Origin of the sequence: Cytobacillus sp. Hm23, from assembly GCF_051842895.1 — a bacterium.
In the GTDB taxonomy this organism is placed as follows: Bacteria; Bacillota; Bacilli; order Bacillales; family SM2101; genus Nanhaiella.
Window position 1 is genome coordinate 38,082 of the sequence record NZ_JBPXRQ010000006.1, and the last position, 23,623, is coordinate 61,704.

Here is a 23,623-nt window from a genome sequence, read left to right on the forward strand (position 1 = left end):
ATAATTTGGAAAATATGTATTTTCATTGTACCTAAAGATACACCAGTAAAGTAGCTATATTCGTATTGTTTATTGTTTTTCTTTCTAAGTTCCAAACATGAATACAATTAAAGTTTGTAGTACCCTTGCATCTTACATCAATGGCAATCTAATAAAATCTACTTCTTGATGTTCTAAGTTGGTAACAATTTCAAGGATGTTTTCGAATAAAGTAAGTCCTAAAAAATGAGTTAGCTAGTCATAAGTATAAGTTAGTTTACATTTTTCCTAAGCTATGGAGGGTTAGTATGAATAGACGATCGTTTTTTATCATTTTAGCTCTTTTTTCAATTTTCACAGCAATATTGTTCGTTTTTGTACAACATGACTCTACACAAGAAAGCATTATTTACTTCCCTATAGACCCTGATGTAACGTTTACTCATACAGACAGCACACTTACGCTATTAGATAAACCAATAAATAATAAATATATCATTGAATGGGATGTCACCTCAATCTTAGATAGAGAAGCATATTTAAGACAAGATATTTCTTTGTTGTATGCGAATGGGAGGTTATTAGATACTCTCTCAGAGTGGGAGGATTACAGTGAGAAAATTGCCCAATACAAAAAAATCCAAGCGGATGAAAGCAGATACTTTGTGACAATCTCCTACCATCATGCTGAATTACATAATGATGATTTAAACATTAAAAGTAGCCAACAAATGAGTTTTGACGAGCTGTACGTAATTAATTCTTTATTTGCCCCCTTGCAATCATTTCGTATAGCGGAAAATAAGGAACAAAAGGAGTGGAAGTATGTTTTAGATCATGCTGTAAAACAGCAATTACAGTATAGCTGGAAGCGTTTAGTGGATTATTTTCAATTGCCATTAAAAAAGTATATTCAAATTCCGCTTTCTGACATAGTACTATATAATGACAAACCATTAATTAATAAAAATGCTGAAAAGTCACAACAAATCCTAGGTAATTTATGGGAGGGTTTATACAAAAATTATTTCCTGGGCATTAAAAAAAAGGATGGTACCATTATAGAGCCAGTTGGTAGTACCATACCTCTTATTTTACTTAGTAAAGATTATACTCATTTGATTATTTTAATTGAAACAAGAGATGGTGAAGCTGTAAAACTTATTCAGCAGATTCCTTCGAATTCATAAGTTGTGTATATAGTTCTTTATAATCTTTATTATTTGGTTTAATATCTAATGCATCTTCCGACAATTCTAAAGCTTGTTCATAGTTACCTTCATTCGTATAAATCAATGCTAAATTAAAATAAGCCTCATCATATAACGGTTCAATATCAATAACTGTTAGTAGGTTTTGTTTAGCCAAATCAAAGTTACCTTGTTTTATTTCTATATACGATAATAAAAATAGTTGGTCTGCCTCATATTGATGGTCTTGTGGTGTATTATGCAATAAATCATAAGCCGCATCATAACTCTCATTATCTATATACTCTTGTGCAACTGACAAGGATACAGCAGGATCAAATTTAGGGTAAGAAAAACCTAAATAGGCAACCAAAGAGACGAAAACCACAGTAGTTAATAAGTATATTGTCTGCTTCACTAAGTGCTTATGTTTAGGCAAATGCACAATGCTTGCCGCCAAGAAACCACCTATAAGCCCTCCTATATGTCCTGCATTATCAATTGATGGTACGCTAAACCCAAATAATAAATTGATGCCAATCACTATAAGTATATTCATACCCATTGTTCTAAAAAACAAGTTAGGATGTATAACTCCAAAAAATAACAATGCTCCAAAGCATCCGAAGATTGCCCCTGATGCTCCTGCTGATAGTGAAGAACTTAGGGCAAAGCTTAGCAAAGTTCCTGAAAAACCTGCAAACATATAAATGATAAAAAATCTCGTGCTACCAAATATTTTTTCAACCGCGGACCCTAAATAATATAATGCTAAGGTATTCATAAGCAAATGTAAGAAGCCAATATGTAAGAACATAGGAGTAAAAAATCTCCACCACTCACCTGCAAGAATTGATGGATTGTATTTTGCCCCAAACTTCATTAATACTTGGGAACTTTGACTCCCACCACTAAATTCCAATAAAAAGAACATACCTAATTGAATTATAATAAAAATATATGTCCATCTAGGTTTCCCATACTGAAACAATTGTTGTTCTGTTTTGACCTTTTGTTGTGCAACTGTAAATACTTCTTTTTTTAGATTTTCTAACAAGAATGGCTCTGTTAAAATCTTGTCAGTGTCAACACGTGGATGAAAATGCAGTAAGTTTGATATGTCACTTAAACCTTGTTGAATATTCTCTGAATGAATAACAAATGAATGTACTTTCGTTTCACTATTCTTGCCAGCAACTAGGGGCTCTTTAGTTCGAAATTCCCAGTCATCAACAGGGGGAAAAGTTGATATGTACAAATTTACAACTTCTAAACCTCTTCTAATTGATTTTCTACGCAAGCTATCGACTTTTTGTAGAACTACTTGCATGTCACGCTCGAGCCAATTACTCCAATCAATATCATGTCGCAATATTCTGATTACTCGACTTTTCTTTCTTGATGTCGACTCAAGCCAAATTTCATGGTGATCATTTGAGACAGTTAGGACCCTATAATTTTCTTGAACTACTAATTGATTGATAATCCCCCAGTACAAAACGTCTTGCTTAGAACTCAATTGGTAATCTCCCCTCTGAATTGTTTGAATATTACTCACTTATAAACTCTTTCTAATAGGCTGCTATCGTATAGATTGTTGTTAATTCCATTTAACAATAAAACACGTGTACAACTTGTTTTGGTGCTATCTTTGCTTCTATAAAAACGATAGCAGTTGCGTAAGACGACAACATTAACTTCTAGTTTATTGGAACGATAGCAAGAAAGTTTACGTACAGGTGTTTCTATATATGAAGCAATTCGGATAGTTCATCAATCTGGTTACAAATTCCGTATATGCAATCTCTAGTAGAAGGCTGTTGATTTCTTGTATTAAAATAAATTGCATCCCATCCTGCTTGTTTAGCACCTAACACATCAAGTTCCCATGAATCACCTATGTACAGTGATTTTTCCCCTTCCATATTCACAGCGTTTTTCGCATAGTCAAAAATTTGCTTATGTGGTTTTTCAACACCTACATCTTCTGAAACAATCACAAATTCTTTTGGAAATATTGTTTCCATGCCCATTTGTATAATTTTTCTATATTGTATATCCATTTTTCCGTTTGAGATAACAATGAGTCGAAGTTGCTTTTGCACTAAACTTGATAAAATTCTCGTAATCCCATCTATTGGTACCGTATATTTACTAACTACTTGGTCAAATTCTTCTTGAAATTCGTCTGCCATGTTATTTGATACATGTATTCCAAGCTCATTAGCTGAATGAACGAAGCGCTTACGTCTGTATTCCTTTCTAGACATGCAATTGTTTTCGTATAAAGGCCAATACATGTCACAATATTTTTTGAAAACAGGAAACCATATATCTGCTTCAATCTTGTCGTGAAGATGGTTTGCGTACATGTATACTTCATAACAATGTATCATTGCTCTTTGAAACGTTCGTTCATAATGAACAATTGTATTATCCAAATCAAATCCAATTAAATCCCAATACATATGTACCCTCTTTTTTGTCTTAGGATATTCACTCTTTGAGTGTTGCTTTTCCTATACAACAAGAAATTCAAACTAAAAAGGACGGATGTCATTTTTTTAAACCTGTTTTCGCATAGTTTAGTGTTTTCCATATAAAAAATAAACATGTGTACAGCTATATTTGCTGCTGTGTTAACGACATCTTTATCTTCTATTTTAAGAACGGTATTCGAACTAAAAAACGTATTTATAACTCGTGATACTTTTACGGTACCAATAGCCTAAAACCCCTTTTTGCTATTAACAAAATCTAATAAAGAGCTATGTCTTTTTACCATTATATCTAGTAGTACATATATTAACAAATATAAGCCTTTCGAGTCTAACTAGACTCGAAAGGCTGTGTTAATAAATTGTTCTCTTATAAAAGGAATCTTCATTGTCATTCTGACAAACGTTTTACTAACAAAAGGAATCTGTAACAAAGCATCTGCTACTCTATAACGGTAGCGATACATACAAAACCCTAGCACGATGAGTAAAATAAATCGAAAAAACCTTAGTTCCATATGTGAACCCTCCTTAGATATACCTTTTATCTTTTTAAGGCATTTTATCCATAGGATATCCAAAAGGTTATATGCCTAATTTAATCATACACATATAAGAACTGAACAAACTTTAATAAAGGCCTGTATTCGCATTGCTTATTTTTTCTTTACTAATAAGGTTTACATACTTTAAAACACTAGATTTCTTGGCGTCTTTCTACTATTAAATAATTACAGGTATAAATGGACATCTTAATCCACTAGGGCACGAACACGAGCAACAAAGTTTACGTAAAGAGTCTTATTAATATTAATGAACCAACTATCTGGTCAATAATAGCTAAATTAAAAAAGGGGTCTCCCCCTTTTTATTGTACACATTTAACTTCCGAGCACAGGTTCCATAGTGTCCTTCAAGACTTTGACTGAATGTGAAAACTGTTCTTGTTCAGTTTTATCGAGTTTTAATTCTACGATTTCACGTATACCTTGTCGATTAACGATAGCTGGAACCCCAATATAAACATCCTTCTCACCGTATTCCCCATTTAAGTAAGTGGATACAGTTAATACAGAATTTTCATTTTGTAAAATCGCCTTAGTAAGTCGAACTAAGCCCATTGCTATACCGTAATACGTCGCACCTTTGCGTTCAATAATTTGGTATGCTGCATCTCGTACATTAACGAATATTTCATCCAAGTCTTCCTTACTATATTCATTTTCATCATTTACTATATCTACAATTGATCTTCCACCGATATCTGCATGGCTCCAAACTGGTAACTCTGTATCTCCATGCTCACCGATTATATAACCATGAACATTTCTTGCATCTACATTAAAATAATCACCAATTAAATATCTAAAACGTGCTGTATCTAAAATAGTCCCTGAACCAATAATACGTTCTTTTGGTAAACCAGAAAGTTTCCATGTAGCATACGTTAATATATCAACTGGATTTGCAGCGACGATGAAAATCCCATCAAAACCACTAGCCATTACTTGATCAATAATGGTTTTATAAATTTTAACGTTCTTTCCTACAAGGTCCAATCGAGTTTCACCTGGTCTTTGATTTGCACCAGCACATAAAACAACGATGTCAGCTTTTTGACAATCACCATAGTCTCCAAACCATATTTTCGTAGGAGATGGCGCAAAAGCAACCCCATGGTTTAAATCCATTGCATCCCCTTCTGATTTTTCTTTATTTAAATCAATTAACACTAATTCTTCTGTTACCCCTTGATTAAGAAGAGCAAACGCATAACTAGAACCTACTGCCCCAGTTCCGACAAGTACAACACGATTAACATTATTAGCCATAATATATACCACCTTTCTTATATATCAATAAATTTCTCTTAAAGCATTCTTCAAAAACTTCAACAGTTCTCAATCAAATTCCCCAAAGGAAGTTGATGTTTCCTGCACGACCGAAATATAAATGTATCCGCCGATTTTAACTATAATGATATTGATTATATTGTTTTCTTTGTTCCTACAGTTATAAATATACACTAATTTCTAACGTTTGAAATACTATGTAAGCGTTATATATATTGCGATATTGTTACAATTTTATTCACTGATCAGAGAGTGAAAATAATCATTATAACCTATAGTAAAATAAACACACCCATTAGAGCCGAAATTGTGATAGCTAATAAATTAATCAAGTCATTATTTAAAAAGGGGTAGCCTTTTAAATGATTGCAAGTCATACCACAATGTTCTGTTTTTTCAGTAACTAACGAGCACTTTGAGCATTGATATACAACTTGAACAGTCGCCCCGAGTAGTGTATCAATTAAACTCCCAATAAATCCGAATAAGCCAATAAATAGTATCAATAATAACGTTAATTCATTCCAAATCAATGATGCAAGTATTGCAATAAAATAAGCACCACCTAACGAACTAACAGTTCCTAATATTGTCATCGCTCCAGACGTTCCTGGGTCCACTCTCCTCATCGTGGTAATTAAGAAAGGCTTTTGCTTACTCAAAGTACCTAATTCTGAGGCCCACGTATCTGCGTTAGCCGCTGCAATAGATATTAGAAAAACGTATAACCAAATATTTACTGGGTCAAAATAATATAACAAACTAGCAAAGGCGGGGACACCTCCATTCGCCAAAACTTGTACCCAATCACGCTCATCACCTTTTGCCACTTTTTCTACTACGAATGCTTTTTTATCCAGCTTGAACTTACTCCACAGACTTGAACTTATAAAAAAACTACCTAGTATAAATAGTCCTTTCCATCCAAATCCTAAAATAACAATTACACCAATGATGATTGTAGCAATTGCACCAGATAAAGATAGTGATTTAAGTCTTTTCCCACTAAGAGCCGCTACAAATATGATTGCAAAATAAAATAAATAATTATCATTCATTACAAATAATTTCCTCTTCATTCGTTAAAATTCTTTGTACACGCTTGTCAAATGGTTCAGTTGGTAAAGCCTGCACTATTTGAATAGTGAAGGCTAAAGAAACTGTATTACCTATATAATTGACTAAATATCGATCATAATACCCCCCACCAAATCCTAGACGGTCTCCAGTCTTTGTAAAACATAACCCTGGTACAATTAATAAATCTATATCATGAGATGCTATCTCTTTTGTTTTTTCCTCTATAGGTTCCTGTAAGCCATAATAAACAATTTCTAGTTGATCAAAAGAGCTAATTTCCCTAAATGTCATCTCCTTCTTTGTCGGATGACATTTTGGTACTACGACTTTTTTATTATGCTTCCATGCTTTTTCTATAATTGGAATTGTATCAACTTCCGGCCTTTTAGATATAGTAATTCCAATTGTATTTGTATCTTTCCACAGAAGATGTGAATACAGGCGTTCAGCGATTAACTGGGACCAATCATGGTAGGTGTAATCATCTATTTTATGTAAAGATTTTTGCACTTTATTACGCAGATTATGCTTTTCTTCCATTATAATCACCTTCAGTATAAATTTCTTAGAACTCGCATTTCCATCATGAACGACAGATGATTGTAATTACATTCAACCACTGTCTGATAAAGATTTAAACGGATGATGTCTGTTCTTTAAGTGTAGCAAAAAATCAAACACTTCTAAATGATTTTGCAAAAGGTTGTTTTCGCATAGATTGTTGTTTTCGAATTAAGAAATAAACAGGTCCGCAACTAGACCATAATGCATGGCACCTTTTCTAAGACGATGACATAAGTATAAAACTTTTTCTTGCACCTTTAATTTGATAACAATATCAACAAAGTTTACAAAATGAGCAAAAAAAGGATAGAATTGCGATTATGAATTTTAGCGCTATACATCATATGTAATTTCCATAATGTAGATAAAAGTGTTCTTAGGAAAATCATAAAAAGACACTAGAATTTCATATAGAATAATGGTATTATTGTATAGTCTGATTTAAAGCTTAATGTTTGGAGGGATATGAACATGCGTGTAAATATTACTTTAGCTTGCACAGAATGTGGAGAGCGTAACTATATTTCTAAAAAAAATAAACGAAACAATCCAGATCGCCTTGAGCTTAAAAAATATTGCTCAAGAGATAAAAAATCAACTCTTCATCGTGAGACTAAGTAAGTAGTAGGAATACATTCCTACTGCTTTTTTTATTCTTACCTACATAATTTGATTCACCTCATCCGTAAATATAGTAAGTTTCTATTTGACTACTTTCACAAAGGTACTTTTCATACTATCATTCAAACACTTATGTATTTATGCTTAGTAGCACCTTTTCTACATGTATAAGTTAAGTGTTCAGATAAAAACTCATCTTACTATCATTAATGTGAATTACAACAAAGTTATTAAAAAGAGTCTTATCTTTTTTTATATTTTACAGCTAACTATTACGAAATTATGATATAACAGTATATAGAAATAGAATATTTTGGGGTGATCTGATGGAATATGCAATTGTTATTTTATTCGCTATTGCAATTATTTTACTTATTGTTTCATTTGTTAGTAAAGATAAAGTAAGTGACTTAGAAAAACAAATAGAGCAATTATCCTTATCAGTTATGCAAGACAATTATCAAGTAAAAAAGAAAATAAAAATCTTGGAAGAAGAGCTTCTTGTCAACGACAGTCTGTTACCGAATAACATTTTTCAACAAGACGAAAATCTGCGACCAAAAGCAACACATGACGCTAAACATGAACAAATTCAATCATTATTGAACCTAGGACAAACTGTTGAAGAAATAGCTAAAGAAACTTCTTTAACAATAGAAGAGGTTGGAATCATTGTTAATCATATTAGCAGAATGAGAGGAGATCATGTTGAATAAACAAAGTTTAAGGGCATTTTCATCAGGTTTGATTACAGCTACTACCGTCCTAGGCTCCATTTACTTTATAACACCAAGCTCAGAACAAAGCATCCTTGAAACGAGAAGAACAGCTGATCATGTTGTCCCAGAATCTGAAGAGCTTAAAGCTGAAATAAAGTTATTAAAGGATCAAGTAAAAGAACAAAGCTTGATCATTCAAGAATATGAATCTAGCGAAAATGTTATTAGTGAAGATAATAATTCAACAAATCAACATGAACCTCAATCAGAACCTATCCGTATATATCATTTACAAGTTGACACTGGTATGACAAGCTCAGAAATTTCGTCAATACTAGAGGAAGCTAAAATTATATCAAACGGTAAGGAGCTACAACAATACTTTATGGATCAAAAGCTTACCCGCCAAATTCAGGTTGGAAAGTTTGAGGTTAGCAGTAATATGACAATTAAAAATATTGTAAGTTTACTAACAGAAAAGACGATTACTGAATAATATGAACTTAACGTTAATAAACCAACCTGAATCATATATCAGGTTGGTTTATTTTTTTCGTCGTTTTTCATACTAAAAATTATATAAAATCACAAGAAAGAACTTGCTCTATTTAATCATTTAACTCGTAACGTTTTCCTTTAACAATATAAAAGATATTTTCCGCAATATTCGTAGCATGATCTGCTATGCGTTCTATATAACGACAAACAAACGACAGCTGAGTTATTTGTGACATTTCTTCACTGTTAGTCTTCGTTAACTCGAGAAGCTCTCTAATATTCTCACCATATAACTGATCAACAAAGTCATCCATCTCTACAACTTTTTTCGCTAATAGTACATCTTCTGTTTCGTAAGCTTGTATTGCAAGATTTAACATTTGTATAGCATGCTCCTGCATCTTTACGATCTTATCCAATGATTTTATATGCCTCTTTTCACCAATTCTAATCGTAGCTTTTGCGATATTAACTGCAAAATCAGCAATTCGTTCTACATCTGTAGATACTTTTATTGCTACTATAATTCTTCGTAAATCAATAGCTACAGGTTGTTGCTTTGTAATTAATAAAATAGCAAAATCATTTATTTCTTCGTCTAATAGATCTATTGGTGTATCGTCATCAATGACCGTTAATGCCTGATCAATATTTTGAGTAGTGAGTGCTTCTATTGACTCGTTTAATGCTTGATCTGTAAGTTGACCTAGCTCTACTAATTTATCCTTTAGTACTTGTAAATCAAGTTCAAATGCTCCTCTTACAACCATGCTTTTCTCTCCAATCATATATGGATTACCTTATACTACGGTTAAAAGTCCTGGGAAAATCTTTATTTATACAAAACTGACTAATTCAAAGTTGCAATCGGCTTCCTTCATCATGAAATACGATTTCAGCGTATACTAATAGCTTCAAAAAAGTAAATTCTCCACCAGTGGTTCTTCTCTGTCATTTTTTGACCTAATTTTTCAACGCTCTTTACCCGAAGCGACCAGTTATATAATCTTCAGTTCGTTTATCATTAGGCGTTGAAAATAGTTTATCAGTATTTGAAAACTCAATTACCTCACCGCTTAAGAAAAATGCGGTTTTCTCTGAAATACGAGCTGCCTGCTGCATATTATGTGTAACAATGATAATACTGTACTGTTGCTTTAACTCCTGTATAAGCTCTTCTACTTTTAAAGTAGAGATTGGATCTAATGCTGAAGTCGGTTCGTCCATTAAAATTACATCTGGTTCAATTGCTAAGCACCTTGCAATACAAAGACGTTGCTGCTGCCCGCCTGATAAACCATATGCATTTTCATGAAGGCGGTCTTTTACCTCATCCCAAATTGCCGCTCCTCTTAGACTTTTCTCTACAATTTCATCCAGCACCTTTTTATTTTTAATCCCATGTATCTTTGGACCATATACGATATTTTCGTAAATTGATTTTGGAAACGGATTTGGTTTTTGGAAAACCATCCCTACTTGTGTACGAAGCTCCTCGACCCGATAAGACTTGTCAAAAATATTCTTACCTCTGTATGAAATTTGTCCTGATGTCTTCACAATAGGAATAAGCTCAACCATTCTGTTCAGTGTTTTAATAAATGTCGACTTTCCACACCCAGATGGCCCAATGATTGCTGTTACTTCATTTTCTGCTATATCTAGGTCAATATTTTTTAATGCATGATCTTCTCCATACCATAAATTAAGATTCGACGTTTGGTAGACAATTTCCTTGTTAGCAGATTCCTTCGAACCCGCATCTATTACACTTTTACTATCTTGTTGTTTTACCGTTGTAATGTTCATTGAAAACCCTCCATCATCATTTTATTGTTCTCTATTTTTTAGGCTGCTTTCACTTTTCATAGCTAGAACTAATTACGTTTAAAATTATCCTTACGTGGATAAATCTTCGTTTTTACTGTTGTAATTTAGTTAAGAGGACACCATAGTTTTTCAAAAAATTGCCCTTTTTAATAACGTTTTTCAAATCTATTTCTAATAAATACAGCTATTGAATTCATAACAATTAAGACAACCAACAACACAATAATTCCGGCTGCAGCTACATGTTGAAAATCTTCTTGTGGCCTTCCAGTCCAGTTGTATATTTGTAATGGCATGGCAGTAAATGAGTCTAATAAATTATCTGGTAAGAACATAACAAAGGTTGGAATTCCAACAACTACTAATGGTGCAGTTTCTCCAATTGCACGAGAAAGCGCTAAAATACTACCAGTTAACATACCTGGGATGGCAGCAGGTAAAACTACTCTACGAATTGTTTGCCATTTCGTTGCCCCCATACCATAAGATGCTTCTCTTAATTCATTCGGCACAGCTTTTATCGCTTCTTGTGATGCAACAACGATAACTGGTAATATTAATAAGCTCATCGTCAACCCCGCAGCCAATACACTTGTGCCTAAATGTAAAGCTCTAACAAATACTGTTAATCCTAATAAACCAAAAACGATTGATGGTACTCCCGCTAAATTTGAAATATTTGTTTGAATAAAATCATTAAAACGATTTTTCTTCGCGTATTCCTCTAGATAAATAGCGGTTCCTATACCAATAATCATTGAAACAGGAGCAACGACAGCCATTAGCCAAATCGAGCCAATTAATGCTGCTTTAATTCCTGCCCGTTCTGCTCTTGGAGCAGCATTATTTTGTAAAAAGTCTAAATCTAACCAACTTAATCCTTGAGTCAATACCCGATACAATAACATTGCTAACACAACTAATCCAAACATTGTTGCAGCATAAAAAAGAATTTTATACAAATTATTTTTCAATAGTCTTCTTGACATTAAGCGCTGAACACGATCTTTATCAATTAACTTCATGTTAATATTCCTCCCTGAAGCGGCGTGAAATATAACGAGCGATCAAATTCATTATTAAAGTAAATAAGAATAGGGTCATCCCTACTGCATAAACACTGTAATAAATCGTTGTTCCATAGCCCGCATCACCTAAACTCACTTGTACGATGTAAGCAGTCATCGTTTGTATCGATTGCGTAACGTCTAATGAAAATGTAGGTGTTGCACCACCTGCAACAGTTACAATCATCGTTTCACCAATCGCCCTAGAAATAGCTAAGACAAATGAGGCAATGATACCAGATAAAGCTGCAGGAAGAACAACTTTGATTGCCACTTCAAACTTCGTTGCACCTAAAGCTAATGCTCCCTCACGAATTTTATTAGGAACCGAGCTCATCGCATCTTCAGATAATGAGGCAACCATTGGAATAATCATTATTCCGACAACGATACCTGGACTCAAGGCGTTAAAAATTGATAAACCAGGAATAATCTTTTGAAGTATAGGTGTTACAAACGTTAATGCAAAAAAACCATAAACAATTGTCGGGATCCCAGCTAGCACTTCAAGAATCGGTTTTATAATCTTTCTAGTCTTTTCTGAAGCATATTCACTCAAAAATATAGCTGAAGCAACACCGATCGGTATTGCCACAATCATTGCAATGACTGTAATTAGCAATGTACCTGAAATCAATGCACCTATACCATATGATGGATTACTAGATGAAAAAGGTTTCCAAGCTGTTGACGTAAAAAAATCTACAATTGATACTCTATTAAAGAAAGTTATCGTCTCAAATATAAGGGTAAAGATAATCCCTACCGTAGTTAATACAGAGATAAGTGCAGTAATAAATAATATTTTTGGTACTAACTTTTCAGCCATGTTTGAAATGCCCTTTTTCTGTTTGTTTTCTTGGATCATCTCTTTGACTGAATATCTATCTATATTTGGTTTTTCGATAGCCACTAATGAAAACCCCTTTCCACCCATAACAGAGTGAGAAGCATCACCCACCGCTTCTCACTACATGTTCTTTCTTTATTTTTTGTGTTCTTCAATTTTTGCCAATTGTTCATCATATTGTTCTTGAGGTAAACGTACGTAACCAACTTCTTCAGCTGCTGTAGCTGCATTTTCTAATGTGTAATGAACAAAATCATATACTTGTGCTTCACCTAAAGATTCAACATTTACATATGTGAATAATGGACGTGATAAAGGTGTATATTCACCTGTTTCAATTGTGTCCCCATTAGGTTCAACCCCGTTAATTTTTACAGCAGTTAATTTATCTTGATTTTCTAGATAATAAGCATATCCGAAGAAACCAATAGCATAATCATCACCAGAAACACCTGTGACAAGCGTGTTATCATCTTCTGATAACGTAATGTTATCTTCTTCAATTTGTTTCTCCTCTAAAATGACTTCATCAAAATAATCATATGTTCCTGAATCTGTGCCTGGAGCATAAAATTCTATTTCTTCTGCTGGCCAATCAGGATTTATGTCAGACCACTTTTTTGTTTCAAGAGAATCGTTTTCTAACCAAATCTTTCGTAAATCTTCAACAGTTAAATCTTTTGCAAAGTCATTATTTTTGTTTACTACAATTGTTAAGCCATCAAATGCAAGCTCTAATTCAATATATTCAATATTATTTTCTTTAGCTATATCCGCTTCTTCTTGCTTAATCGGACGTGAAGCATTGCTTAAATCCGTTTCCCCTACGACGAATTTTTTAAAGCCTCCTCCTGAACCAGATAATCCAACTGGAACCTCTACTTCTGGTTGCACACTATAATATTCGTATGCTACTGCTTCCATAATAGGAAATACAGTAGAAGAGCCGTCTATGATGACCGATCCTTGAAGTTTATCCCCAGCTTCAGATTGAGTGTTATCATCTGATGCTTCATCGGAGCCACAAGCTGCTGAAAAAGCCATCGTTGCTCCTAACATTGTTGATAATGCTAAAACTTTAAAGTTCTTCATCTTCATTATTCCCCCTAGGAAAAATTCGTTCGTTTTGTCTTACCGTTATTAGAATAACGCTTGACTATTAATGTGGTTTTAACCATTTGTTAAACTATTGTAAAGATCGAATATTATGCTGAGCTTTGTTGAATAATAAGCTTCTTTTCGTAAAAATTATTGCTAATGATAGTAAGTTAGACAAGCTAGATGTATTTTTCTGGGATTGTCGTAGTTTTATAGAAGAATAGCTGTATGAATATAGGTGTTTATCCTTCGGAGAGCAGCAAGTCGAGTGACTAGGCAGGATTTTAAGGACCAGTTTAATTTTCTTTAATATAACAACTGACCTTATTTGTAAATGTTGTAGTATTTATTTAACTATCTATATAGAAGAAAAGCAGTCATAAATGATTGCGAAAACGGCAAAAAAAAAGCACTCAAAGTTGAAGTGCTTTTTTTATTGTAAACCTTTATTCATTTTCATCTTCAGTTGTTGTATCAATTACTTCCGACTCTGTATTAGTAGCTTCTTCCGTAGATTGTTGTGTTGTTCCACTTGCCCTTTGTTGTTTAAGCTCAAAATATGTGTCCAAGATCCTTTTACCAATATCTTTGTTTATTTGGCTTTTACCTGTTGTATCAGCGTTTGGAACAACAACGGCAAATGAGACCTCTGGATTATCATATGGAGCATATCCAATTAATGTTAAGTTATAAGCAAGTGTTTCTCCGTCTGGATATACCTCTGCTGTCCCTGTTTTTCCAGCAGGTTTGTAAGAACTCGTTCCGAAATGACCGACGGCTGTTCCTCCAGTATCCTGCATAACTTGACGAAAGCCTTCTTGTACTTGTTCAATATATTCTGTCTTCATGTCAATCTTATTTAACACCAAAGGTTCAAATTCTTTTAATACAGGTCCCAACCGTTCTTGGTCGGGAGATGGCTCATGAATATCCTTCACAACTTGAGGCTTTATTCTATAACCACCATTGGCAATCGTTGACACATATTGTGTTAACTGAAGAGGCGTATATGTATCATATTGTCCAATGGCCATGTCTAACAGCAAACCTGAGGTTGTGTCTTGTCCCTCATAGCCAGTTCCTTCTCCTGGCAAATCAATTCCTGTTTTTATTCCTAAGCCGAATTGGTTAAAATAGTATCGAAATAAATCAAACGCTTCTGGATTTGAAGGTATAGGTTGGTTTCTTTGATATTCTCCACCTAATAATGAAATTGCAATTTTAAACATATATACGTTTGATGACCTTTTAAGAGCATAAAGATCATTAATCCGGCCCATTACCTCCCATGATTTTTTTGGGGGAGAACCTTTAATATATAATACCTCGTCTAATTCCCTCTCACCAGGACTAACAACTCCTGTTTCATACCCGGTTAACAAAGTTGCGCCTTTCACTGTTGATCCCATTTCAAAAGCTTCTTGAAAGGTACCGATAGCATAATCCCAAAGCTCTACTTCACCTTGTTCATTTGTCGTGTATTGCTTTCCTGCTAATGATAGTACTTCTCCAGTTGTTGGATTCATCATAACAACAAAAGCACGGTCTAAAAATGCAGATCCTGGTTTGCTTTTTGCATTTAATAATTCTTCTTCAATAATTTTTTCAACAGCAATTTGCAAATCCATATCGATAGAAAGAACAAGATCTTTACCGTTTTCACCTTCAGTAATTACTTCCTGATCAAGTGGATTGCCTGCCTTGTCTGTAATATTTTTTACCTTCTCTTTTTGTCCATGTAACACTTCTTCGTATTGCTTCTCTATATAGCTTTTACCTACACGGTCATTACGACTATATTCTTTGGCGACATAATAGTCTTCTACTTCAGAAGGTAATCCTTCCTTTGAAGATGTAATATTTCCTAATACTGTTCGAAAGGTATCACCGTATGGGTATTCACGTAACCAATCTGTGGTCGTATCTACACCAGGCAATTGAGCTAAATGTTCACTTACAACTGCATACTCTTCTTCAGTAACTTCATCATTCTCATTTTCACTTCTACTTTTGACGATTTGTGGTGTGAGAGCATATCCACTAAATTCTCTATATATTGCTAAGACTTCTAACTCTTGTCCAGTTATTGTGGCAAGTTCCTCTTCAGTGATTCTATCAAGCTGAAGTTTATATATATCTTTTGCTTCAAGTTCACCGTCATCTTCCTTCTTTAATTCTTCTTTTGTTATTTTTTCTAAAGCTTCATCAGGGTGTGTTAACAGCCAAAAGTCTTTTTTATCACGTTCAGTTACACTTTCAGTATCCTTATCAATAAATATTGCAAGATCTCTCGCAACCTCGAGACGCTCTTCCGCTGTTGTACCTTGAAAACCTGTATATGTAATCGCGTTTAACGGTATATTATCCACAATGACATTACCGTTCCTATCATATATTTTCCCTCTTGGAACGGATGCACTAACAGTTACTTCTTCCTTTTTTTCAATTTCACGTTTATAATCTTCCCCGTAAACGATCTGAGTAAGACCAAGCTTTAAAATCAGGGTAGAAAATAGTAAAAAAACGATAAAAAATAGCACATTCAACCGAAATGGGAGATGATTCCTTTTCTTTTTATTTTTATTTTTTTTCTGTTTCTTTTTCATTTATTCACCTACTACATTAATTATTTCATTAATATTTATTTTATATAATAGCAGCTGAATTTTCCATTGTTAAAATATGAAAAAGGCAATTCAACTATACAGATGAACCACCTTCTCGATTTCCAACTTGTTGAGTACATTCGTCAGCTTGTTTATTTGATTCTACATTTTTTTCATCTACAAACTCGATATTTCTTATAAAAAGATAAATGAACGCATGACCGGTACCTATGATGGCTAACAAGATAGGAATACTTACTTGTTCATCAAAAAAAGATACTGCGATTAAAAATAATAAAATGGAGACAATCCTTCCACCATTTAAAAACAACTCACGTACAACTATATATTCAATTCTCATTTGTGCTGCATTCCACCCCTTGCCAATAACATCATAAGTTAATGAAATGTATGGAACTAAAAGCATCGGATAAGCAATTGCGATGGCGATAGCATACATGATGAGCTTTGTATAAGTGACATGGAATAATATTAAAAAAATGGATATATATAGCAACAAGCCACCTATTAAGATTGCCTTTTTTCGATATTTTTGTTTTATTAATCGCGTTGCTAAATAATATGCAACAAATGAAATTGCTGAATTTACTAATCCAAATGTCCCTAGAGCTAATTCACTATTCGTTGTAATAAATACTAAGACAGAAACAACAAAGACAAAGGTTCCTTCTCGTACACCTTGAAAAAAGTGCGCATTTGTAATATTTGCCCAATTCTTGTTATGCCTTCGTTCTTGGATGATCCTCTTTAATACAAAGTCACCTTCTGCTGCTCTTGGTTGTAAAAACAAGCTAAATATTACAGCTCCGATAAATAATGCAAGAGATATTGAAAAAATAACAGTGTATCCTGTGAATTTTTCCATCCTAGATATAATAAAACCTGCAGCTATTGGACCGATCATCCCTCCAAATGAAGTAACAATTCCTAAAAAGCCATTAAAGAAATCACGTGTTTCTGGTTCAGTTATTTCGAAGGTAAGAACATTGTAAGCCAACCAATAAAACCCGTAACCAATTCCAAGCAGTCCCCCAAGAACGATTAAATACCGAGACGCTTGATCACCAAAAAAAAGAACGGCTATAAAAAATATTGCAAGAAATGTTACACCAAGCCTTAGCACGAGAACCCGATCGATCTTCTTTGCCCATCTTCCCGCTACTATAAATGTTAATGGTTGCATAATAACAATTGATAAGTTGTAAATCCCTAAATCTTTAAATTGACCTGACTGCTTCCATAAATACACATTTACGAATGTATTTGATAAAGCAATACTTAATGCATACAGCCCTCCAATTATTAATAATAATAGTAAATCCTTGTTAACATCCACATCACCAATTAACTTGCGTAAAGCCGACATTGAAAAACTCCCCTTCTTTATCTACAAAGTAGTTTTCCAATTAGGCGATTTAGTTATGTATATAGAAATAGGCTTTTTAAAATGACATATATGAAGCAGGAAAAGACTGTTGCTATATTAATTATGGTTTAACATGAACACCACTATTAATAGGTTGGGAAATAAACGTAACATAAATTGGTTTTATTAAACACATTAAAATGGCTTTTTTCGTAAACTCTGTTGCTTTTATTACGAAAGACAATAACTTATGCCGAAAACAGCATAAGTAAAACTGTATAACAAAAAACAACAGAGAATGTATCCTCTGTTGTTTGAGTGTTTACTATTTACTTCGCAGCTGAATAAAGCTTAGCTACTTCATCCCAATTTACAACATTCCAAAAAGCTGAAATGTAATCAGGGCGACGGTTTTGATAGTTTAAGTAATATGCATGCTCCCATACATCTAATCCAAGAATTGGCGTTTTTCCATCCATAAGTGGAGTATCTTGGTTTGGTGTGCTCGTCACTTCTAGCTCACCGTTGTTAACAACTAACCATGCCCAGCCTGAACCAAATCGAGTAGCGCCAGCTTTTGCAAACGCTTCTTTGAAGCTATCAAAGCTTCCGAACTTATTGTTTATCTCATCTGCAAGCTCACCAGTAGGTGCGCCCCCACCATTTGGAGATAAAATCGTCCAGAATAAGCTATGGTTCGCATGACCACCACCATTGTTACGTACTGCAGTACGAGCAGCTTCAGGAACAGCGTCCAAGTTACTCATTACATCTTCAATGCTTTTGCTTAGAAGTTCTTCATTTCCTTCTAATGCAGCATTAAGATTTGTTACATATGCATTGTGATGTTTTGTGTGATGAATTGTCATCGTTTCTTTGTCAATGTGAGGTGCTAATGCATCATATTCATAAGGTAATTTTGGTAATTCAAATGCCATAATAATTCCTCCTCAAATTATGTAATGAACTGTGTTCAATCATAGACTTTTGAACACAAAATGTGAACTGTGCAACATTCATTTTCATAATTAATAAACATGAATGTTTCTTAAGTCCGTTGCTTATAGATTAGCAAATTTTCCACAATATTTCAATTAATTTGCTTGTAACAAACCCTAATTTACTATATGTATTTTTAACTCTTCTCATTCAATCAAACTAAAAAAAGCCTTCAATATATTCCTGAAAGGCTTGCTTAGATGGACCCTGCAGGACTCGAACCTGCGACCGGACGGTTATGAGCCGTCAGCTCTAACCAACTGAGCTAAGGGTCCATGTCAAAAGCTCCATATAACCATACTAACATTGTAAAACTTTTTACAAAGCAGTAAATAAAAAATATATAATCATAATAAATTGGATGAACCCTTTTGCCACTACACCACTTAAAAATCCAAATAATGACCCTAAGCCAATTTTTGTCGCCTCTTTAACATTTTTCTTGTGCACAACTAACTCTGCTACAACAGCACCTAGAAATGGCCCGAGAATGATCCCAGCTACTGGTATTACAAAAGGTCCTACTAACAAGCCAACTGTACTACCCCATACAGCGGCTTGGCTCCCACCTAGCTTTTTGACACCGATTAGATTTGCTGCATAATCAGCACCAAATAATAACAAAACAAAAGTTCCTTGGATCATCCAAAATAACGTTGAAAATTGCTCAAAGCTAATTAGAAACCCATAAATTAAGAACCCTGCTATGATAAAAAGTACACTTGGAATAATCGGATATATTAAACCAACAAAAGAAATGATAAAACAGCAAAACACTATTATCCAAATTAATAACTCCATCACCAAGCCTCCTGATACTTGTTAATAGCAATTTCATACTAGCATCGTTTGTTAATGTTAGTCAATTAACTTACAAGGCTCTGTTCCTAAACTTTGTTGCTATTTTTACTAAATATGGACGGTATAAAATCAGCAAGATGCCACGAACGGAGATGTATACTTGCTTAAATCTCAAGAACGGAACAATTATTGTGAAGGCAGCCTTTCACAATAATTGTTGCAATTTATAAATATACAACAGAAAAACGAGCTTATATTGTTTGTTACAGCTATTCAGGAGGCTAGATGCCTAGGTTAGAGTATAATGTTTGCTTATTTCTTATCACAAGAACAATGAATTGAAAAATAGCGTATAACAAAGAGGTATATTAAAAATCCAATTTCGATTTCTAACATACCTCTCTTGTGATTATATGATTATTTTTACTCTCCTAATACCGCTTCAGCGATATTAACAGCGTGATCACCTATACGTTCTAAGTTACTTACGATGTCTACAAATACAATACCAGCTTGTCCAGAGCATTTGCCTTCATTTAATCGTAAAATATGCTTTTTACGCAATGTTCGTTCCATCTTATCTATCTTGTCTTCTTTCTTCACAACTTCTCGTGCTAAATCTTTATCGTTTTCTTCAAGAGATTGAATTGATTCTTTCACAGTAGAAATTGTTAATTCAAACATTTCTTTTAGATCAGCTTTTGCCAAATCAGTCATCTTCACTTTATTTGATAGCTGATAATCAACTAACTCCACAATATTCTCAAAATGATCACCTATACGTTCAATATCTCGTACGGTATCCATTAACACTGAGTGCTCTTCTGATTCATTTTGTGACAATGAAGCTGAAGAGAGTAATACTAAATAATCAGTAATTTTCCGGTCTAAATTATTGATGGCACTCTCTAGTTGCATAGATAGATCAGCATGTTTCTGCAAATTGCTATTTAAATATTTATGTGACTCTTCTAAACCTAGAGTAGCAAACTCACCCATTCTAACAACTTCTTCTTTCGCTTGACCTAATGCAATAGATGGTGATTGCTCAATAAAGTTAGGATCCAAATGCTTAGCTTTATATTCCACTACCGAATCATTACCAGGTATAAGTTTTGTTACAATATATGCCAACACACCTATAAACGGTAATTGAATCAACGTATTCGTTATATTAAACGCTCCATGCGCGAATGCTATGGTCATTTCTGGGTTTAAATTAAATGCCTCTTGCAGCATAATAACCAATTGTGTATAGAGCTTCAATCCAACTAGAAATATGGTTGCTCCAACCAAATTAAATAATACGTGTGTCAGAGCAGCTCGCCTAGCTGCAACTGATGCTCCAATTGAAGCTAATATCGCAGTGATCGTTGTACCAATATTATCACCAAATAAAACAGGCAATGCAGCATTTAAACTCAACAGACCTTGACCATACAATTCCTGTAATATCCCAATGGTTGCACTCGAACTTTGCACGATAACAGTAAATATAGTTCCAATAGCTACTCCAAGAATTGGAATTTCACTCATGTTCACTGTTAACTCAGCAAACGATTCTAGTGAACGTAGTGGCTTCATACCCGAACTCATTAGTTTCAAACCATAAAAAAGTGCACCAAAGCCAAATACTACTTGACCTAAATTGTGAATTTTCTTATTTTTGAAGAAAAAGAGTAAGAGAGCCCCTACTGCTATAATCGGTAGAGCGTAATTTGACAATTTGATACCGATAATAAATGCAGTAACAGTCGTCCCAATATTTGCCCCCATGATTACACCAATTGCTTGCCTTAAAGTCATAAAGCCAGCACTGACTAAACCAACTGTAATAACAGTTGTACCAGAGCTACTTTGAATTAACACTGTTACAATAATACCAGCTAAGACACCCATAAATGGGTTGGTCGTAAAGCGGTCTAAAATATCTCTTAATTTATCACCTGCGGATTTTTGCAGTCCATCTCCCATGTACTTAATCCCAAATAAGAAGATACCTAAACCACCAATAAATTCAAAAATCATCTTTTGAACATCAAGTTCCACTTTTTCTACCTCCGAAAAATTATCTGACTAGTTTCGACACAAGCTTACAAAACCCTATACAATTATTAACGAAATACATTAGAATTGTAAAGGTTTTTAATAAAGAATTTACAATAGCTTAACAATCGAATGAAAGGTGGACAATTTCTGCTAGTGCTTATCGCAAATAACTGGAAAAAGCAATATTTCAACTTATTAAATGACCATTCATATTAGACGTTGTTTTATAGTTTTCACCACGCTAAAATAATTATGATAGAGAAAAAGAAAATAAAGGGGATTATTGAGATGTCTATTTTCAGACAATTAGTTAAAAGCTTATACTCAACTAATGATATAGCTAAATTTCGTTTTCAAGGTATAGGAAAAACAATTTTATATGTGTTTTTATTAACATTAATCTCTATTATACCTACAGCATATTTTATTGCCAGTGATATTTCTAAAGGTGTTAATACTGTGAATGAGCTTTTTGAGTCAGACCTCCCTTCTTTTTACATTGAAGATGGTCAGTTATCTACCCTTGACGAAGAACCAATTTTCATTTCAAAAGATGATTTTTCGTTAATCATCGATAGTCGTGAAAATATATCAATTATTGACACTGTTAATATTATTGATGGTGATGGCTTAGCGCTGCTAAAAAACAGAGCTGTATATGTATCTAATGACAATGAGCAATCATTTTATTATTCAAGCTTTGGGGAAATATCATTTTCTAGTGATGATATGCTAAATTTCATCAACACATTAGACTCATTATTAATAATTATCATCCCTGTTTTCATTCTTATCATGTATATTTTTTCTAGCGGTATGAAATTTCTAGGCATTACGTTACTCGCATTCATCGGGTTGATCATAAATAGTGTCTTAACAAAAAAGATTACATATCGACATTCGTGGATTTTATCTGCATATAGTGTAACAATCCCGACTTTATTTTTCACCTTAATGGGTGCTTTTCACGTCGTACTTCCTGCACAATTCGTGTTAAATGTTATTATAAGTGTTATCATTTTGTCATTAGCCATTCAACAAATACCTAATCCGAAGAAATAAACAAAGAGGCTGGGACAAAACCCAACTCTGATATGAAAAAGCCGGTGAAATTTTACGACGAGTAAAATTTCACCGGCTTTGATTATTTTTGAATTAAAATAAGGACTACTTCTGATAAAATAAAGTTACCACACAAAATCTCATCAGAAAGAAGGGTCCTTATGTTTAAAAATTATATCATGAATCAACTAGTTTTGCCTTTAGATCTAGAAGTGAAATTACAAAAAAATGATATTGCCTTCCATGTCCATCATTTAGTTGAAAGTATTCCTCATGAAGCGTTCGAACCATTTCTCCGAAATGAGGGTTGTCCTGCCTATCATCCACGCATGATGCTTAAAATTATCTTATGTGCATACACACAATCGGTCTTTTCTGGACGTAAAATTGAAGCCCTATTAAAAGACAGTATTCGTATGATGTGGTTAGCTCAAGGACATGAACCAAGCTACCGCACAATCAATCGATTCCGTGTTCAACCAGAAGTGAAAGAATTAATTCGCGAGTGTTTTGTCCAATTCCGTTGCCAATTAATCGAAGAAAAACTGATTGATCAAGAAGCGATTTTTGTTGATGGTACAAAGATTGAAGCAAATGCGAATAAATTTACGTTCGTCTGGAAGAAATCCATTAAGAATTACCATGAAAGTTTAATTAAAAAGTCAAATCAGCTATACAATGAGCTACTTAAGAATGAAATCATTCCTGAAATTGAACGTGAAACTGCTGAACAATTATCAGTGGAAGAACTCACTCAATTGGTTCAAAAAGTAGACGATGTTGTAACTGAGTATGATAAACAACTTGAAGATACGTCAGACGCTTCAGAACGAAAAGCCTTAAGAAGTGAACGTAAGTATCCAAAACAAATT

General features: G+C 33.8%; 22 protein-coding genes and 1 tRNA gene. 6 read left to right on the plus strand and 17 right to left on the minus strand.

Annotated elements, in window-relative coordinates:
* Positions 1-287: 287 nt before the first annotated feature.
* Positions 288-1,169 carry a hypothetical protein gene (locus ACSVDA_RS05335; protein ID WP_485881459.1) on the plus strand — a complete coding sequence of 294 codons (882 nt, stop codon included), beginning with the start codon at positions 288-290 and terminating at the stop codon, positions 1,167-1,169.
* Here the strand turns inward: ACSVDA_RS05335 and ACSVDA_RS05340 are convergent.
* The 6 genes from ACSVDA_RS05340 to ACSVDA_RS05365 form a co-directional block, all read right to left on the minus strand.
* Positions 1,141-2,688: a rhomboid family intramembrane serine protease gene (locus ACSVDA_RS05340; protein WP_485881461.1), complete on the minus strand. Its 1,548-nt coding sequence runs from the start codon at positions 2,686-2,688 to the stop codon at positions 1,141-1,143. The two genes, ACSVDA_RS05335 and ACSVDA_RS05340, sit on opposite strands and share 29 nt — an antisense overlap.
* A gap of 226 nt (positions 2,689-2,914) precedes the next feature.
* A complete protein-coding gene (locus tag ACSVDA_RS05345; protein ID WP_485881463.1) occupies positions 2,915-3,637 on the minus strand; it encodes an HAD family hydrolase in 723 nt (240 codons plus the stop codon).
* 365 nt (positions 3,638-4,002) lie between these two features.
* Positions 4,003-4,185: a hypothetical protein gene (locus tag ACSVDA_RS05350; RefSeq protein WP_320207912.1), complete on the minus strand. Its 183-nt coding sequence runs from the start codon at positions 4,183-4,185 to the stop codon at positions 4,003-4,005.
* Positions 4,186-4,548: 363 nt separating this feature from the next.
* Positions 4,549-5,499 carry an L-lactate dehydrogenase gene (locus ACSVDA_RS05355; protein WP_485881464.1) on the minus strand — a complete coding sequence of 317 codons (951 nt, stop codon included), beginning with the start codon at positions 5,497-5,499 and terminating at the stop codon, positions 4,549-4,551.
* Between the two features lie 293 nt (positions 5,500-5,792).
* Complete coding sequence (locus ACSVDA_RS05360; RefSeq protein WP_485881465.1) at positions 5,793-6,578, minus strand: DUF92 domain-containing protein; 786 nt, start codon at positions 6,576-6,578, stop codon at positions 5,793-5,795.
* Entirely contained in the window at positions 6,571-7,143 is a 573-nt protein-coding gene (locus ACSVDA_RS05365; RefSeq protein WP_485881497.1) for a 5-formyltetrahydrofolate cyclo-ligase, read from the minus strand. Before ACSVDA_RS05365 ends, ACSVDA_RS05360 begins: the two co-directional genes overlap by 8 nt.
* A gap of 492 nt (positions 7,144-7,635) precedes the next feature.
* Here ACSVDA_RS05365 and rpmG point away from each other — a divergent pair, with 492 nt between their 5' ends.
* The 3 genes from rpmG (at position 7,636) to ACSVDA_RS05380 (ending at position 9,000) form a co-directional block, all read left to right on the plus strand.
* A complete protein-coding gene (rpmG, locus tag ACSVDA_RS05370; protein ID WP_214480264.1) occupies positions 7,636-7,785 on the plus strand; it encodes a 50S ribosomal protein L33 in 150 nt (49 codons plus the stop codon).
* Positions 7,786-8,111: 326 nt separating this feature from the next.
* A complete protein-coding gene (locus ACSVDA_RS05375) occupies positions 8,112-8,501 on the plus strand; it encodes a hypothetical protein (RefSeq protein WP_485881467.1) in 390 nt (129 codons plus the stop codon).
* Entirely contained in the window at positions 8,494-9,000 is a 507-nt protein-coding gene (locus ACSVDA_RS05380) for a hypothetical protein (protein ID WP_485881468.1), read from the plus strand. The genes ACSVDA_RS05375 and ACSVDA_RS05380 overlap by 8 nt, the downstream gene beginning before the upstream one ends.
* Before the next feature lie 112 nt (positions 9,001-9,112).
* On the opposite strand, the gene phoU is transcribed toward ACSVDA_RS05380, so the two are convergent.
* The 11 genes from phoU to ACSVDA_RS05435 form a co-directional block, all read right to left on the minus strand.
* Positions 9,113-9,772, minus strand: coding sequence for a phosphate signaling complex protein PhoU (gene phoU / locus ACSVDA_RS05385; RefSeq protein ID WP_485881470.1), 660 nt, complete (start codon positions 9,770-9,772; stop codon positions 9,113-9,115).
* 211 nt (positions 9,773-9,983) lie between these two features.
* The gene (pstB, locus tag ACSVDA_RS05390) at positions 9,984-10,811 is read right to left on the minus strand and encodes a phosphate ABC transporter ATP-binding protein PstB (RefSeq protein WP_485881472.1); all 828 of its coding nucleotides are present in this window, start codon (positions 10,809-10,811) and stop codon (positions 9,984-9,986) included.
* 167 nt (positions 10,812-10,978) lie between these two features.
* Entirely contained in the window at positions 10,979-11,821 is an 843-nt protein-coding gene (pstA, locus tag ACSVDA_RS05395; protein WP_410629452.1) for a phosphate ABC transporter permease PstA, read from the minus strand.
* A 37-nt stretch (positions 11,822-11,858) separates the two neighbouring features.
* On the minus strand, positions 11,859-12,767 hold the full coding sequence (gene pstC, locus ACSVDA_RS05400) for a phosphate ABC transporter permease subunit PstC (RefSeq protein WP_485881499.1): 909 nt from the start codon (positions 12,765-12,767) through the stop codon (positions 11,859-11,861).
* 117 nt (positions 12,768-12,884) lie between these two features.
* Positions 12,885-13,841 (minus strand): PstS family phosphate ABC transporter substrate-binding protein, encoded by a 957-nt coding sequence (locus ACSVDA_RS05405; protein ID WP_485881474.1) that lies wholly within the window; start codon positions 13,839-13,841, stop codon positions 12,885-12,887.
* A 452-nt stretch (positions 13,842-14,293) separates the two neighbouring features.
* A complete protein-coding gene (locus ACSVDA_RS05410) occupies positions 14,294-16,453 on the minus strand; it encodes a peptidoglycan D,D-transpeptidase FtsI family protein (RefSeq protein WP_485881476.1) in 2,160 nt (719 codons plus the stop codon).
* Positions 16,454-16,547: 94 nt separating this feature from the next.
* Positions 16,548-17,840 (minus strand): MFS transporter, encoded by a 1,293-nt coding sequence (locus tag ACSVDA_RS05415; protein WP_485881478.1) that lies wholly within the window; start codon positions 17,838-17,840, stop codon positions 16,548-16,550.
* A 329-nt stretch (positions 17,841-18,169) separates the two neighbouring features.
* Positions 18,170-18,778 carry a superoxide dismutase SodA gene (sodA, locus tag ACSVDA_RS05420; protein ID WP_214480273.1) on the minus strand — a complete coding sequence of 203 codons (609 nt, stop codon included), beginning with the start codon at positions 18,776-18,778 and terminating at the stop codon, positions 18,170-18,172.
* A gap of 262 nt (positions 18,779-19,040) precedes the next feature.
* A tRNA-Ile gene (locus tag ACSVDA_RS05425) sits at positions 19,041-19,114 on the minus strand.
* A 43-nt stretch (positions 19,115-19,157) separates the two neighbouring features.
* The gene (locus ACSVDA_RS05430) at positions 19,158-19,640 is read right to left on the minus strand and encodes a DUF456 domain-containing protein (protein WP_485881480.1); all 483 of its coding nucleotides are present in this window, start codon (positions 19,638-19,640) and stop codon (positions 19,158-19,160) included.
* A gap of 423 nt (positions 19,641-20,063) precedes the next feature.
* Complete coding sequence (locus ACSVDA_RS05435) at positions 20,064-21,689, minus strand: Na/Pi cotransporter family protein (protein ID WP_485881481.1); 1,626 nt, start codon at positions 21,687-21,689, stop codon at positions 20,064-20,066.
* Between the two features lie 288 nt (positions 21,690-21,977).
* On the opposite strand from ACSVDA_RS05435, the gene ACSVDA_RS05440 reads away from it, so the two are divergent.
* Together ACSVDA_RS05440 and ACSVDA_RS05445 are read left to right on the plus strand one after the other, a co-directional pair.
* The gene (locus ACSVDA_RS05440; protein WP_485881483.1) at positions 21,978-22,751 is read left to right on the plus strand and encodes a DUF1189 domain-containing protein; all 774 of its coding nucleotides are present in this window, start codon (positions 21,978-21,980) and stop codon (positions 22,749-22,751) included.
* A gap of 161 nt (positions 22,752-22,912) precedes the next feature.
* Positions 22,913-23,623, plus strand: a 711-nt coding sequence (locus tag ACSVDA_RS05445) for a transposase (protein WP_485881485.1), incomplete at its 3' end; no start/stop codon positions are given.

Coding starts and splice junctions, on each gene's coding strand:
- ACSVDA_RS05415 (WP_485881478.1), bottom strand. CDS start 17,840: ATGTCGGCTTTACGCAAGTTAATTGGTGATGTGGATGTTAACAAGGAT.
- pstB (WP_485881472.1), bottom strand. CDS start 10,811: ATGAACATTACAACGGTAAAACAACAAGATAGTAAAAGTGTAATAGAT.
- ACSVDA_RS05430 (WP_485881480.1), bottom strand. CDS start 19,640: ATGGAGTTATTAATTTGGATAATAGTGTTTTGCTGTTTTATCATTTCT.
- ACSVDA_RS05355 (WP_485881464.1), bottom strand. CDS start 5,499: ATGGCTAATAATGTTAATCGTGTTGTACTTGTCGGAACTGGGGCAGTA.
- phoU (WP_485881470.1), bottom strand. CDS start 9,772: ATGGTTGTAAGAGGAGCATTTGAACTTGATTTACAAGTACTAAAGGAT.
- sodA (WP_214480273.1), bottom strand. CDS start 18,778: ATGGCATTTGAATTACCAAAATTACCTTATGAATATGATGCATTAGCA.
- pstC (WP_485881499.1), bottom strand. CDS start 12,767: ATGATCCAAGAAAACAAACAGAAAAAGGGCATTTCAAACATGGCTGAA.
- ACSVDA_RS05335 (WP_485881459.1), top strand. CDS start 288: ATGAATAGACGATCGTTTTTTATCATTTTAGCTCTTTTTTCAATTTTC.
- ACSVDA_RS05410 (WP_485881476.1), bottom strand. CDS start 16,453: ATGAAAAAGAAACAGAAAAAAAATAAAAATAAAAAGAAAAGGAATCAT.
- ACSVDA_RS05345 (WP_485881463.1), bottom strand. CDS start 3,637: ATGTATTGGGATTTAATTGGATTTGATTTGGATAATACAATTGTTCAT.
- ACSVDA_RS05360 (WP_485881465.1), bottom strand. CDS start 6,578: ATGAATGATAATTATTTATTTTATTTTGCAATCATATTTGTAGCGGCT.
- rpmG (WP_214480264.1), top strand. CDS start 7,636: ATGCGTGTAAATATTACTTTAGCTTGCACAGAATGTGGAGAGCGTAAC.
- ACSVDA_RS05440 (WP_485881483.1), top strand. CDS start 21,978: ATGTCTATTTTCAGACAATTAGTTAAAAGCTTATACTCAACTAATGAT.
- ACSVDA_RS05375 (WP_485881467.1), top strand. CDS start 8,112: ATGGAATATGCAATTGTTATTTTATTCGCTATTGCAATTATTTTACTT.
- ACSVDA_RS05350 (WP_320207912.1), bottom strand. CDS start 4,185: ATGGAACTAAGGTTTTTTCGATTTATTTTACTCATCGTGCTAGGGTTT.
- ACSVDA_RS05405 (WP_485881474.1), bottom strand. CDS start 13,841: ATGAAGAACTTTAAAGTTTTAGCATTATCAACAATGTTAGGAGCAACG.
- pstA (WP_410629452.1), bottom strand. CDS start 11,821: ATGTCAAGAAGACTATTGAAAAATAATTTGTATAAAATTCTTTTTTAT.